Here is a 12,655-nt window from a genome sequence, read left to right as displayed (position 1 = left end):
GAACCTCACACCCCGAGATACGCTTCCTTGACCGTGTCGCTCGCCAGCATCTCGGCCGAGGTGCCTGAGGACCTGATCGTGCCCGCCTCGATCAGATAGGCGCGATCGACCACTTTCAGCACCTGCTGCACATTCTGCTCGACGATCAGCACGGTCAGCCCGCTGGCGCGGATCCGCTTCACCAGCTCGAACACCTGCTGCACCACGACCGGCGCGAGCCCCGCCGACGGCTCGTCGAGCAGCAGCAGCTTTGGATTCGACATCAGCGCGCGGCCGATCGCACACATCTGCTGCTCGCCGCCGGACATGGTGCCGGCCATCTGGTGGCGGCGCTCCTTCAGGCGCGGAAACAGCTCGAACACCACGTCCAGCCGCTCGGCATAGTGGCCGCGCGCCTCCTGCATGAAGGCACCCATCTTGAGATTGTCGTCGACCGAGAGCTGCGGAAACAGCCGCCGGTTCTCCGGCACATGCGCGATCCCGAGGCTGACAATCTTGTGCGGCGGCGTGGCCACGACGTCGACGGCTTCCATTCTGATCGAGCCACGCGAGGGACGGATCAGCCCGGAGATGACGCGCATCAGGGTGGTCTTGCCGGCCCCGTTGGGCCCGATGACGCCGACAGCCTCGCCCGCCTTCACGTCGAGATCGACGTCGAACAGTGCCTGGAAGGTGCCATAGCCGGCATTGACGCCGCGGAGCTCAAGCATCACTGCACCCCCGCGCGGCGGCGCGCTGCGGCGGCCGCGGCCTGCGTGGTCTCGGCATCGGTGCCGAGATAGACCTCGATGACACGGGGATCGCCGGCAACGGCACTTGGCAATCCTTCCGAGATCTTCTCGCCGTGATCGAGCACCATGACGCGATCGACGACGCGCATCAGCACGCCCATGATGTGCTCGACCCAGATGATGGTGATGCCGAGCTCGTCGCGGATGTTGCGCAGCATGTTGGCCGCCTGCCCCATCTCGGCCTCGTCGAGGCCGCCGAGGCTCTCGTCGGCCAGCAGGAGTTTTGGCGCGGTGGCGAGCGCTTTCGCCAGCTCGAGCTTCTTCAGGCCGGCTGCGCCGAGGCCATCCACGCTGGCATGGCGATCGGTCGGCAGGCCGACCATCGCCAGCGATCTTTCGGCCGCCTCCTCGGCCCTGGCACGGCTGTGGCGGCCCTGGCCGTAGAAGCCGGCGAGCGCGACGTTCTCGAAGATCGTCAGGCGGCGGAATGGCCGCGGGATCTGGAAGGTGCGGCCGATGCCGCTGTTGATGATCCGGTGCGGCGGAAGGCCTGCGATCTCGGAGCCGTCGAACAGGATCGAACCGGACGTCGGCGCCAGCGTACCCGAGAGCATATTGAAGATCGTGCTCTTGCCCGAGCCGTTGGGGCCAATCAGGCCGAGGATCTCGCCTTGGCCGACCTTGAACGACACATTGTTGACGGCGGTGAAGCCGCCAAACCGCTTCACCAGCCCGCTGACTTCCAGCACCGTCCCGCTCTCCTCTCTGCGCGCATTTGCGCTACTGGTTGCTGTAGGTGGTGCCCTTCGGCAACGGCAGCACGGCCTCGCGCTGCGCCTGGCTCTTGGGCCACACCACGGAGGACTTGTCGTCGATGTACTGGATCACGACCGGAAACGAGCGCTCGTTCTGCCCGGCCATCGGCGTGCCCTCGCCGTAAAACTTGACGCCGAAGCCGAGCATGGTGCCGCCCTCGGGAATATCAATGTCGAGCGCCGCCTTGCGCAGCGCATCTGGATCGACGCCACCGTACTTCTTGATCGCGCGCGGCAGCACGTCATTCATGAACACATAAGTGTTGGACGCACCGATGCCGACATGCGCCGAGCGGATGGCGACGCCCGGCCGGATCTTGTCGAATTCCTCGCCGACCATCTTGATCACAGGCGGGAGCTTGGGATCCATGGTCTTCTGGTTGGCAAGCCAGATCGAGATCGGGTCGGTGTTGAAGATGTAGGTGGCATCGGCGCCCATGCCTTCCTTCAGTTTTTCATAGACCCCGTAACCCGCACCGTGCCCCATCAGCGCGCCGAATTTCAGCCCCTGCTCGCGCGCCTGACGCAGCAACAGCGTGATATCGGGGTTGTAGCCGGTGTGGAAAATGACGTCGGGCTTGGCACGCTTCAACTTGGTCACCAGCGCGGAGAGGTCAGGCGCGGTGGCCGAATAGCCTTCCTTCATCACGACGTTGAAGCCCGCCTTTTTCGCGCCGGCCTCGTTGCCCCTGGACACGTCGACGCCATAGGCGCCGTCCTCGTGAATGATCGCGACGCGCAGATCCTTCGGCTCCTTGTCGAACTTCGCCTTGGCGTTCTGCGCGATGAAATCCATCGTCATCATGCCGAACTGGTCGCCGCTCGCTTGCGGGCGGAAGACGTATTTGTAACCCTTCTCGTTGAACACGGCCGACGAGATGCAGGTCGTCATCCACATGAACTTCTTGAGCTGCTCGACACGGGCCGCGACCGGCACGCATTGCGCCGAGGAGAAGAAGCCGAGCACCATGTCGACCTTTTCTTGCTCGAGCAGGCGAACGGATTCGTTGATCGCGATGTCGGGCTTGCTTTGCGCATCGGCATAGACCGCTTCGATCTTGTAACCCTCGACGCCGGTCTTGGCGAAATGGTCGAGAACGATCTTTGCGCCGATATAACCGAGCTCAGAGCCGCCGCCGGCGAGAGGCCCGGTCAAATCGAAAACGACGCCGATCTTGATCTTCTTCTCTTTGCCTTGATCTTGAGCCTGGGCGGACGCCGCCAAGACCGTCGCTGATATCGCGACCAACAGCCCACGTACCAAACGGGCAGCCATGCGCACGCGCATCAAAACCTCCCTGGCCGATTGTGCATTGCATTCTTTTTGCTTTTGTATTTTTGCCCATCACATGGGCTGGGCGCAGCGATGTCAAGCCTCGCGCGTCAGCGCAACGCGAACTGCTGCTCGACGAAGGCCGTGACAAATCGCGGCATGGACGGCGTGAGATCGCTCATTCCGCGCACGAGATGGATAGCCGACAGCTCCGGCTCGGCCTCGCGCGCCAGATTGGCTTCGATCCGCGCACGCGCCACATCACCCGGCATGTCCAGGTTGATAATTTGCAACATCGCAATCGTGGGGCCGGTGACGACGCAGTGCCAGTCCGGTTCGACCCGATAGTCGGCCGCGGTGAGGCCGGTCTCCTCCTCGAGTTCGCGGATCACGCTGCCGGGAATGTCGAGCGTGTCGCCCCTGACGTCGTCGAGGTCGGGCGTGCCCGACGGGAAATAGATCCGGCCTGCATTGGCGGTATGCTGCGCCATCTCGCCCATCACGAATGCGCCGTCGGAGCTACGCAGCGCGCCCATGCCAAAACCGTTGAACACGGCCTTGTCGGGAAAGCCCCAGTCGCGCCAGGCGAGGAAGCTCGCGAAATCGGTCTCGAAATAGGTCGCGGCGAGATGGCCGTCGGTAAACAGGGCATCCCGCCCGATCAGGACGCGACCGTTCCAGAGTTTTGGTCGCTCACGCTGCTTCTCGGCGAAATGCGCGGTGATCTCGGCGCGCCGCTCCTCCGCGAACGGCCAGACGATCGGTCGCACGGCGAGATCAAGGGTGGTGACGCGATGAATGATGGGTGACGTCATGACGCCTGATGACCACGCCTTCGCGCCAGTTATTTGGCGCTCCCCGTAGTCTTCTTGGCCTGCTCGACGTACTTGTTGGTAAAGGTCTTGCTGACGTCGATCTTGGCGTTGGCCACCTCCGGCGAGCCGACGCTGAACACCGCGAGCACGGCGTCCGCACCCTTCGGGTCCATCTTGCCGGTCTCGGAGAACATCGGGATCGTGTTCTTGAGCGCCGCGAGGTAGAGGTCCTTGTTCTTGCCGACCGTCTCCTCCGGCATCTTCGCCATGATCTCCTCGGGCGAGTGCGAGTGGATCCAGGCGAGCGTGCCCAGGATCGCGTTGGTCAGCGCCTGCGTCTCCTTCTCGTGGCCGGCAACCCAGGCCGCGGTCGAGTACAGCGCGCCGCCCGGATATTCGCCGCCGAACGTCTCGAGCGTATCCTTTTGCGTGCGGGTATCCGAGAGGATGCGCAGATCCTTGTGGCTGCCCTGAAGCACGGTCACCGACGGATCGAGCATTACGGCCGCGTCGATCTGGCCCTGCTCCATCGCGGCGACCGCAGTGGCGCCGAGGCCGACGCCGATCACGGCGGTGCTGGCGGGATCGACGCCATTTTTCTTGAGCATATATTTGAGGAAGAAGTCCGTAGAAGAGCCGGGCGCGCTGACGCCGACCTTCTTGCCGGCGAGGTCCTTGATCGACTTGATCTCGTTGGTGTGCGAGGGCGAAACCACCAGCACGAGGCCGGGATAGCGGTCATAGACGACGAACGCCTGAAGCTCTTGCTTCTTGGCTGCGAGGTTGACGCAATGGTCGAAATAGCCGGAGACCACGTCGGCGCTGCCGCCGAGCACGGCCTTGAGCGCGTCCGAGCCGCCCTTGAGGTCCACGAGCTCGACATTGAGACCGGCCTTGTCGTATTCGCCGAGCTGCTTTGCCAGCACCGTCGGCAAATAGCACAGGCAGGAGCCGCCACCGATCGCGATGGTGACCTTGCTTTGCGCCGCGGCAAGACCGGCGGTGAGCGTCAGCGCGATCAACGCGCCCGCGAGCCTGGCTATCGTGTTCTTCATTGGTTTCCTCCGTTCGGCTGGCGGCACCATAGAGCAGCCGAGCTGGCTTGAGAAGCAGGACCGAAGGCGCTGGCCATCGGCCTTTCGGCGCAATAGCATGAGCCCACAAGAACAATTCTTGATGGGGAGGATCATCCATGAATCGCCTTGCAATCGGACTGTCGATCGCCACCGCTTTTGCCGCCGGATGCGGCGCAACTCACCTGCTTCGGCCGGCGCTGGCCGCGGAGAACATCACGCCGCAGATCATCCACACCGGCGAGATGGAGGGTGACGCGCTCGGGAACGCGAACGCCGTCGGCTTCCGTTCCAAGATGTTCGCGAGCGCCGACGGCGCCACCATCTCGATCCAGGTCGGCAATGTGCCCAAGCACATGCATCCCAACACCAACGAGATCCAGTACATTTTAGAGGGCACCGGCACGATCTGGTTCGGCGACAAGGAAGTCACGGTGAAGCCGGGCGACCTCGTCATCATCCCGAAGGGGACGCCGCATGGCGGCACCAAGCCGATCAGCGGACAGGTCAAGGCGATCGCGATCAAGACGCCGCCGCAGGCCCCCGACGACACCAAACTGCTGGACTGATCGATCCGGGGCTCGCGCGGTGCGCGGGCCCCTCGCGGCCTAGCCGCGACCGTCCACGGTCGGGCGCCACACCAGCAGTCTCCGCTCCACCAACGTCACGCCAAAGTCGATCAGGATGACGAAGGCCGACAGCACGAACATGCCGGCGAACACGCCGGCGACGTCGAATATGCCTTCGGCCTGCTGGATGAGATAGCCGAGCCCCGCCGCCGATCCCAGATATTCGCCGACGACCGCACCGACCACGGCAAAGCCCACTGACGTGTGCAGCGAGGAGAACATCCACGACAGCGCGGAGGGCCAATAGACGTGCTGCATCAGCTGCCGCTCGCTCATGCCGAGCATGCGGCCATTGTCGAGCACGGTGCGGCTGACCTCCTTGACGCCCTGATAGACGTTGAAGAACACGATGAAGAACACCAGCGTCACGCCGAGCGCGACCTTGGACCAGATGCCCAGCCCCAGCCACAGCGCGAAGATCGGCGCCAGCACCACACGCGGCAGTGCGTTGACCATCTTCACGTAGGGATCGAACACCGCGGCGACCAACGGCTGGCGCGCGAACCAGAAGCCGATCAGCACGCCGCCGGCCGATCCGATGACGAAGGCCAGGATCGATTCCGTCAGCGTGATGCCGAGATGCTTCCAGATCACGCCGGACGAGAACCATTTGACGATCTGGGCGAAGACATCGACCGGATTGGAGAAGAAGAACGGCGGCAGCAGGATCTTGCCGAACACGGGCACGGTCGACAGCAATTGCCACAGCGCGAGGCAGACCACCGCGACCAGCACTTGCAGCAGGAGCAGCGTCACGCGCGACATCACACCGCCTCCGCCGCTTGCGTGGATTGCGCGTAGCCCTTCATGACCTCGTCCTTGAGCACGCTCCAGATCTCGCGATGAAGCGCATGGAATTCCTTGTCCAGCCGCACTTCAAAAATGTCGCGCGGGCGCGGCAGGCTCACGCGCCAGTCGCCGATGATGCGCGAGGACGGCCCCGCCGACATGATCACAACGCGGTCGGCGAGCGCGATCGCCTCCTCCAGATCATGGGTGACGAACAGCACGGCCTTGCGATCGGCGTTCCAGAGGTCGAGCAGCAGGTTGCCCATGACCTGCCGGGTCTGTGCATCCAGCGGCCCGAACGGCTCGTCCATCAGCAGGATCTTTGGATCGCGGATCAGCACCTGCGCCAGCGCCACGCGCTTGCGCTGGCCGCCCGAGAGCATGTGCGGATAGCGGTTGGCGAAGGCACCCAGGCCGACCGAGGTCAGCCATGTCTGCGCCTGCGGCAGCGCCTCGCCGCGCGGCGTGCCGCTGACTTCGAGCCCGATCGCGACGTTGTCCAGCGCGGTCTTCCAGGGGAACAGCGCATCGGCCTGGAACAGATAGCCGGCATCCCGATTCAGCCCGGCGAGCGGCTGGTCGAATATCCTGACGCTCCCGGCAGCCGGCTTCAGCAGCCCGGCCGCGACGTTGAGCAGTGTTGATTTCCCGCAGCCGGTCGGGCCGACGATGGCGACGAACTCGCCCTGCGCCACCGTCAGATGCGCCTTCTCCACCGCCGTATAGACCCGCCCGTCCCCCAGCTGGAACGCGACCTTGGCATCTTCCAGCGCCACTGCCGTAGGCGTTATCATGTGTTCCCTCCGAACTTGGCCCGATGCCTTAGCCGCTCGCGCGGCCAAGTTCAATCAAGCCGCCAAGCGTGGTACGCATGGGCCTCGTCATCCCCTGCCCCACGGGCGGGTTAGCGTAGTGAGCCCCGCCCGATGCCATCCAGGCCGATGATTGGCTATGCCCACGTCACCAAGAGCTTCGGCGCGCTCAAGGCCGTGGACGATGTGTCACTCGACATCGCCGAAGGCGAGTTTGTGGCCGTCGTCGGCGGCTCGGGTTCGGGCAAGACGACGCTGCTGCGGCTCGCCAACCGCCTGATCGAGGCGGATGGCGGCACGATCACGGTCGAGGGCGACGACGTGCAATCCGTCGATCCGGTCGCGCTGCGGCGCCGCATCGGCTACGTCTTCCAGAGCGGCGGGCTGTTCCCGCATCTGAGCGTCGCGGACAATATCGGGATCACGCCAAAACTGCTCGGCGTGCCGGCGGCGGATATCGCAACGCGGGTCGATGAGTTACTCGAGCTCGTGCAGCTCGACCGGGCCGCGCATCGCGAGCGGTTGCCGGATGCGCTCTCGGGCGGCCAGCGCCAGCGCGTCGGCGTGGCGCGGGCGCTTGCGGCACGGCCCCGAATTGTGCTGATGGACGAGCCCTTCGGCGCGCTCGATCCCCTCACCCGCGATGCGCTCGGCGACGATTTTCGCGAGCTGCACCGCAAGCTCGGCCTGACCACCGTGATGATCACCCACGACATGACGGAAGCGATTTTGCTCGCCGACCGCATCGCGGTGATGCGCAGCGGGAAGCTGCTGGCGCAGGGCACGCCAGTGGAGCTCTCGAAAAGCAGCGACGCCTACGTGCTGGAGCTGTTGCGGACGCCACGACGCCAGGTCGAGCGATTGAACGCGTTGCTGCCACAGAGCGGGGCGGCATGAGCCTTTTCACCGATCCGCGCTGGGGCGAGGCGCTGGGGCATTTGCCCGACTATCTCGGCAACCACGTACGGGTCAGTCTCGCCGCACTTGCGCTCGGCCTGATCGTCAGCCTGCCGCTGGCGATCCTGACGCGCAACCGCCCAACGCCGCGCGCCGTCCTGCTCGCGCTAGCCAGCATCGTGCAGACGGTGCCCGGGCTGGCGCTGCTCGCGCTGTTCTATCCGCTCCTGCTGCTCGCGGCCTCCGTGGCGCTGGCCTGGTTCGGCGTCTCCTTCTCCGCTTTCGGCTTCCTGCCGGCGATGCTGGCGCTGGCGCTCTATTCGATGCTGCCGGTGCTGCGCAATGGCATCACCGGCCTCAACGGCATCGATCCCGCGCTGATCGAGGCTGCCAAAGGCGTCGGAATGACCGCACGGCAGTCGCTGGTGATGGTTGAACTGCCGCTGGCTCTCCCGGTGATGATGGCTGGCATCCGTACCGCCGCCGTGTGGGTGATCGGCACCGCGACGCTGTCGACCCCGATCGGGCAGACCAGCCTCGGCAATTACATCTTTGCCGGGCTGCAGACCCAGAACTGGGTATTCGTGCTGTTCGGCTGCTTTGCCTCGGCTCTGCTGGCGCTCGCGGTCGATCAACTGCTCGGCCTGATCGAGAGTGGCCTGCGGTGGCGCAGCCGCGCGCGTACAGCGCTTGGCGCGGCCGGGATCGCGGCACTGGTCGCCGCAACATTGGTGCCGACGATAGAGCGCTCACCGAACAGCTATGTCGTCGGCGCCAAGACGTTTGCCGAGCAGTATGTGCTGTCGGCGCTGATGCGCGACCGGCTGCAGGCCTCCGGCCTTTCCGCCGTCGCACGATCCGGTCTCGGCTCGAGCGTGATCTTCGAGGCATTGAAGGCCGGCGATATCGATCTCTATGTCGATTATTCCGGCACGCTCTGGGCCAATCAGCTTCACCGCACGGACATCCAACCGCGGGCGGAACTGCTGGCGGAGCTGCAGACGACGCTTGCGAAGGAGAACATCACCCTGCTCGGCGAGCTCGGATTCGAGAACGCCTATGCGCTGGTGATCCCTAAGAAACGCGCCGAGGCGCTTGGCATCCGTACCATCGCCGATCTCGCCGCGCATGCTTCGACCCTGTCGATCGCCGGCGACTATGAGTTCTTCTCGCGACCCGAATGGGCGGCGCTGCAAAAGGCCTATGGGCTCTCGTTCCGCGCCCAGCGCCAGATGCAGCCGGACTTCATGTATGCGGCGGTCGCCAGCGGCGAGGTCGATGTCATCGCGGGCTACACCAGCGACGGGCTGATCGCAAAATACGATCTCGTTGCGCTCGACGATCCCAGGCACGCGATCCCGCCCTACGACGCCATCCTGCTGCTGGCCCCGAAACGGGCCGGCGACGAGCGGCTGCAGGCCGCGCTGAAACCGCTGCTCGGCAAGATCGACATCGCGACCATGCGCGAAGCCAATTTACGCGCCGCCGGCAATGATGCGAATTCGTCGCCGGATGCCGTGGCGAAATGGCTGTGGGAGAAGGTGGGTGGGCGGTAGGCCGGCTACAGCCCCCGGATCAACCCCGCATCGATCAGCAGCCGATTCAGCCGGCGCGCCTCGGCGCCGTCCTTGCAGCCGTAGAAGATGCCCTTGCAGCGGAGCATGATCTCCTTCTGCTCGGCGAAGGACGGATCGAGCGGGATGCCGGCGGCTTCCTGGATGACCAGTGGCAGATACGGACCATCGACCGTGTCCATCACGGCCTCGCTCTTCACCGGCTCGAAATTGACGGCGTCGATCGCGTAATAAGTCGCGTAGAGACGTGGGTCGTAGGCGTCGAGCTTCTTGCCGATTGCACCCTCGTCGAGCCCGGGCTCGAGGATACCGGGCGCGAACTCGGGCTGATGGTCGCCATAGCGCACGATCAGGAAAGGCTCGCCGGGAAAATTCTTCTTCAAGCCCGCGAGGAAAGCCTTGTACTGCTCAGCGCTCATCGCCTGCCGACGCAGATATTCGTCGATGGACGGCACATTGCCCGGTGCGCGCCAGTTCGGCAGCAGATCCGGGCGGAAGCGCGTCTCCCAGGGGAAATGATTGGCGCCGAGATAGATGAAGGTGAACAGCGGCTTGTTCGGCGATCGCTCACCCATCAGCCGGAGCGCCTTGTCGTAGAAGAAGCTATCCGGCTCGACATCCTTGGCGCCGAGATCCTTGGAGTCGAGGAAGCGTTCGATGCCGGTCGTCACCTGAAAGCTGCGCGCGGCCATGAAGCCGCCATTGGCGGGGTAGAGCGACATCGTGTCGTAGCCACAGCGGCGCAGCGCCAGCGGCAGGCCGCGCTCGACACGGCCTGTTGCAATGCGCGTCACGAAATAGGCGAAGCGGCCGAACGAGCGCGACGACAACCCCGCGAGCACATTGTATTCGGTGAACCAGCTCGGCCCGCCATTGCTCTCGGCCAGAAACGCGCGCTCCTTGCCGTCCCAGGATTTGAAATGGCTACCGTAGCCGGTCGGCACCTTGATGCCCTGCGCGGCGCGGATGTCGAAGCTCGATTCATCATGGACCATGATGATGTTCGGCCGCCGGCCGGCGGGATGGCAGGCATCGACCAGCGGCGTATTGAGCCGTTCGTTGGTCGAAGCGGCCGACTCCATGAAGCCGTATTGCGCGAAGTCGGAGACCGCGCTGACGCCGGAGCGGAAGAACTTCGAGAGATAGCCGTCGTCGTAATAGCCGCGCCAGGCCTCGTCCGGATGATAGAGCGAATAGCCGACCAGCGCGGCGAGGCAGGCGAGCTTGCAGGCGAGTGCCGGTAGCCTACGGATGCGGAACGGGTCGAGCCACCACAGCGCATACATCAGCGGCAGCGTGACGAGGCCAGCCCCGATCACCGACCAGCGCAGATTCGGGAAGATCGTGAACAGGAACGCCACGGTGTCGCGGTCGATCATCATCAGGTCGATGAAGTTGACCGTCATCTGCACGACGTCGTGCTTCAGCCGCGACAGCAGCACCAGCACCACGACCATGGTCAGCGACAGCGCACCCGAGAGCGCCGGCCGCCGCAGTAGCGCGATCCAGAAGAAATTGAGGATGCCCCAGGCCAGCACGAAGGAGAGCCGTGCGCCGAAATCCGTCTCGGTCTCGCACATCAGGACGAGCGCCGCGAGATGCGGCGCCGCAACCGCGAGCAGCCGCCAGATGCCGAGCGCGGCGACGCTCGCCAGCACGGCGGTTGTGGCAGAAGGACCTGGATTCGGCGCGGACGCCATCGACGACACGCAACTGCTGGTCCGGCACGGTGATGCCGAGCCGGCTGACCGGGCCTGCGGCGTTCGGCGCAGCCGGAAGGCCTGCACCGTGTCATAAAACTGTAATTGAACGGTCACGGACAAGCAACGCGCGTCGCGATCCGACCTTCGCTTAATGTTAGCGGAAGCCGATTGGTCTCCGCATCCAATCCGTCCCCAGGGCAAATCCCGCGGTGCAGAACCGATTTGCCGTCTAGTCGAGGCCCTCGACGCTGACCAGGCGGGCAGAACTGCAAGCATCCCGGACCGCTTTGAGTCCCTGGTAGGTCGCGCCTGTGTAGAACGCCTCCCAGGCTGCGACGGACGGGAATTCCAGCAGAACGATCCTGCGGGGCTGCCAGTCTCCCTCGTAGACCTTGTGGCCGCCCCCTCGCGCCAGATACCTGGCTCCAGCGGCCTCCAGGGCGGGCTTCACGCCCAACATGAAGCTTTGGTACTGCTGCAAATCCCTGATCTCGACGTCGAAAATCACATAAGCCGGCATCTCAAGACGCTCCCACGATCGGAAATCGATCACCTGTCTGGCAATGGTCTCGCCTCGGAGGCTCAGCCCTGCGGCAGCAGCCCGAGCCGCTTGGCGATGATACGGTCGACCACACGCTTGGGCAGCGCGGCCGTCATCAAATGTCGCATCCGGTCCGGCGTGATCTGGTAGCGAACCTTGGGCCTCTCGGCGGTGAGCGCCTCGAAAACGACCTCGGCGATCCGCTCGGCCGGCAGCCCGGTCTCGCCGAGCTTCATCATGAACGCCATGACCTTGTTCAGCGCCGGCAGATAAGGCGAGTTCTGGTAGACCGAGAGATCGATCTGCTCGGCCTTGCTCCAGATCGGCGTCTTCACCGCGCCGGGGGCGACGATGATGACGTCGATGCCGAACAGCATCAACTCGCGGCGCAAGCTCTCCGACAGGCCTTCGATGGCGTGCTTGGAGGTGCTGTAAGGCGCCGACAAGGGATTGCCGTTCTTGCCCGCGACCGAGCTGATCATCACGATCCGGCCCTTCGGCCCCTTCAACGACGGGTCGGCGCCCAGCAGCGGCCCAAAGGCCTGCGTCGCGATGACCGGGCCAATGACGTTGATCTCCATCTGCCGGCGGAAGTCGTCGACCGGCAATTCGAGCACGGGACCGGCGACCGCGACGCCGGCATTGTTGACGAGACCGGCCAGCGTCTCGCCGCCCAGCGCCTCGCGGACTTTTCGCGCAGCCGCGAGGACCGCCGCCTCGTCGGTGACGTCGAACAGCAGCGGCGTGAAGTTCGCACCGAATTCACCCGTGAGCCGGTCCGCATCGGCCTGCTTGCGGACACTACCGAAAACACGATACCCGCGCCCGATCAGAAATTTAGCAATGGCCCAGCCAATGCCGGTGGACGCGCCGGTGACGACGACGGATCGCATGGTCTTTCCCCCGAAGAGCTCCCGCGATCATGCAGTGGAAACGTGCCGCGGCGCAATGCCGTCCACCGCTCAAGGAGACGCCGCCGATGTCAGTTCTTAAGTTGAAGCGA

At 64.6% G+C, this 12,655-nt stretch carries 13 protein-coding genes; 3 read left to right on the top strand and 10 right to left on the bottom strand.

Annotation, left to right across the window (positions count from 1 at the left end; translation table 11 throughout):
• Positions 1-5: 5 nt before the first annotated feature.
• From IVB41_RS32140 to IVB41_RS32120, 5 genes are all read right to left on the bottom strand, one after another.
• Positions 6-710, bottom strand: coding sequence for an ABC transporter ATP-binding protein (locus tag IVB41_RS32140; RefSeq protein WP_027519516.1), 705 nt, complete (start codon positions 708-710; stop codon positions 6-8).
• On the bottom strand, positions 710-1,480 hold the full coding sequence (locus tag IVB41_RS32135; protein ID WP_247358833.1) for an ABC transporter ATP-binding protein: 771 nt from the start codon (positions 1,478-1,480) through the stop codon (positions 710-712). Before IVB41_RS32135 ends, IVB41_RS32140 begins: the two co-directional genes overlap by 1 nt.
• Before the next feature lie 31 nt (positions 1,481-1,511).
• On the bottom strand, positions 1,512-2,834 hold the full coding sequence (locus tag IVB41_RS32130) for an ABC transporter substrate-binding protein (RefSeq protein ID WP_247438468.1): 1,323 nt from the start codon (positions 2,832-2,834) through the stop codon (positions 1,512-1,514).
• Positions 2,835-2,929: 95 nt separating this feature from the next.
• Positions 2,930-3,634: an NUDIX hydrolase gene (locus IVB41_RS32125; protein WP_247438466.1), complete on the bottom strand. Its 705-nt coding sequence runs from the start codon at positions 3,632-3,634 to the stop codon at positions 2,930-2,932.
• 29 nt (positions 3,635-3,663) lie between these two features.
• A complete protein-coding gene (locus IVB41_RS32120; protein WP_247438464.1) occupies positions 3,664-4,689 on the bottom strand; it encodes an ABC transporter substrate-binding protein in 1,026 nt (341 codons plus the stop codon).
• Positions 4,690-4,826: 137 nt separating this feature from the next.
• Here IVB41_RS32120 and IVB41_RS32115 point away from each other — a divergent pair, with 137 nt between their 5' ends.
• Entirely contained in the window at positions 4,827-5,276 is a 450-nt protein-coding gene (locus tag IVB41_RS32115) for a cupin domain-containing protein (RefSeq protein ID WP_247288096.1), read from the top strand.
• Positions 5,277-5,315: 39 nt separating this feature from the next.
• Here the strand turns inward: IVB41_RS32115 and IVB41_RS32110 are convergent, their stop codons facing one another.
• Together IVB41_RS32110 and IVB41_RS32105 are read right to left on the bottom strand one after the other, a co-directional pair.
• A complete protein-coding gene (locus IVB41_RS32110; RefSeq protein ID WP_247288095.1) occupies positions 5,316-6,101 on the bottom strand; it encodes an ABC transporter permease in 786 nt (261 codons plus the stop codon).
• Positions 6,101-6,919: an ABC transporter ATP-binding protein gene (locus tag IVB41_RS32105; RefSeq protein ID WP_247438462.1), complete on the bottom strand. Its 819-nt coding sequence runs from the start codon at positions 6,917-6,919 to the stop codon at positions 6,101-6,103. Before IVB41_RS32105 ends, IVB41_RS32110 begins: the two co-directional genes overlap by 1 nt.
• A gap of 132 nt (positions 6,920-7,051) precedes the next feature.
• Between IVB41_RS32105 and IVB41_RS32100 the strand changes: the two genes are divergently transcribed.
• Together IVB41_RS32100 and IVB41_RS32095 are read left to right on the top strand one after the other, a co-directional pair.
• The gene (locus tag IVB41_RS32100; protein ID WP_247402031.1) at positions 7,052-7,834 is read left to right on the top strand and encodes an ABC transporter ATP-binding protein; all 783 of its coding nucleotides are present in this window, start codon (positions 7,052-7,054) and stop codon (positions 7,832-7,834) included.
• Positions 7,831-9,390 carry a glycine betaine ABC transporter substrate-binding protein gene (locus IVB41_RS32095; RefSeq protein ID WP_247438460.1) on the top strand — a complete coding sequence of 520 codons (1,560 nt, stop codon included), beginning with the start codon at positions 7,831-7,833 and terminating at the stop codon, positions 9,388-9,390. The genes IVB41_RS32100 and IVB41_RS32095 overlap by 4 nt, the downstream gene beginning before the upstream one ends.
• Before the next feature lie 5 nt (positions 9,391-9,395).
• Here IVB41_RS32095 and IVB41_RS32090 read toward each other — a convergent pair whose 3' ends face one another.
• The 3 genes from IVB41_RS32090 to IVB41_RS32080 all read right to left on the bottom strand — a co-directional run bounded on the left by IVB41_RS32090 (position 9,396) and on the right by IVB41_RS32080 (position 12,545).
• A complete protein-coding gene (locus tag IVB41_RS32090) occupies positions 9,396-11,108 on the bottom strand; it encodes a sulfatase-like hydrolase/transferase (protein WP_247438458.1) in 1,713 nt (570 codons plus the stop codon).
• Positions 11,109-11,340: 232 nt separating this feature from the next.
• A complete protein-coding gene (locus tag IVB41_RS32085) occupies positions 11,341-11,631 on the bottom strand; it encodes a DUF1330 domain-containing protein (protein WP_027570806.1) in 291 nt (96 codons plus the stop codon).
• A gap of 62 nt (positions 11,632-11,693) precedes the next feature.
• Entirely contained in the window at positions 11,694-12,545 is an 852-nt protein-coding gene (locus IVB41_RS32080) for an SDR family oxidoreductase (protein WP_247438456.1), read from the bottom strand.
• Positions 12,546-12,655: the final 110 nt, after the last annotated feature.

Origin of the sequence: Bradyrhizobium sp. 44, from assembly GCF_023073095.1 — a bacterium.
GTDB lineage: Bacteria > Pseudomonadota > Alphaproteobacteria > Rhizobiales > Xanthobacteraceae > Bradyrhizobium.
Note: the sequence above shows the minus strand (reverse complement) of the source record. Positions and strands in the feature narration are given on the sequence as shown.

What these genes read in the sequence shown, in the direction of transcription:
- IVB41_RS32140 (WP_027519516.1), bottom strand. Translation starts at nt 710, where the DNA reads ATGCTTGAGCTCCGCGGCGTCAATGCCGGCTATGGCACCTTCCAGGCA.
- IVB41_RS32130 (WP_247438468.1), bottom strand. Translation starts at nt 2,834, where the DNA reads ATGCGCGTGCGCATGGCTGCCCGTTTGGTACGTGGGCTGTTGGTCGCG.
- IVB41_RS32125 (WP_247438466.1), bottom strand. Translation starts at nt 3,634, where the DNA reads ATGACGTCACCCATCATTCATCGCGTCACCACCCTTGATCTCGCCGTG.
- IVB41_RS32120 (WP_247438464.1), bottom strand. Translation starts at nt 4,689, where the DNA reads ATGAAGAACACGATAGCCAGGCTCGCGGGCGCGTTGATCGCGCTGACG.
- IVB41_RS32115 (WP_247288096.1), top strand. Translation starts at nt 4,827, where the DNA reads ATGAATCGCCTTGCAATCGGACTGTCGATCGCCACCGCTTTTGCCGCC.
- IVB41_RS32110 (WP_247288095.1), bottom strand. Translation starts at nt 6,101, where the DNA reads ATGTCGCGCGTGACGCTGCTCCTGCTGCAAGTGCTGGTCGCGGTGGTC.
- IVB41_RS32105 (WP_247438462.1), bottom strand. Translation starts at nt 6,919, where the DNA reads ATGATAACGCCTACGGCAGTGGCGCTGGAAGATGCCAAGGTCGCGTTC.
- IVB41_RS32100 (WP_247402031.1), top strand. Translation starts at nt 7,052, where the DNA reads ATGCCATCCAGGCCGATGATTGGCTATGCCCACGTCACCAAGAGCTTC.
- IVB41_RS32095 (WP_247438460.1), top strand. Translation starts at nt 7,831, where the DNA reads ATGAGCCTTTTCACCGATCCGCGCTGGGGCGAGGCGCTGGGGCATTTG.
- IVB41_RS32090 (WP_247438458.1), bottom strand. Translation starts at nt 11,108, where the DNA reads ATGGCGTCCGCGCCGAATCCAGGTCCTTCTGCCACAACCGCCGTGCTG.
- IVB41_RS32085 (WP_027570806.1), bottom strand. Translation starts at nt 11,631, where the DNA reads ATGCCGGCTTATGTGATTTTCGACGTCGAGATCAGGGATTTGCAGCAG.
- IVB41_RS32080 (WP_247438456.1), bottom strand. Translation starts at nt 12,545, where the DNA reads ATGCGATCCGTCGTCGTCACCGGCGCGTCCACCGGCATTGGCTGGGCC.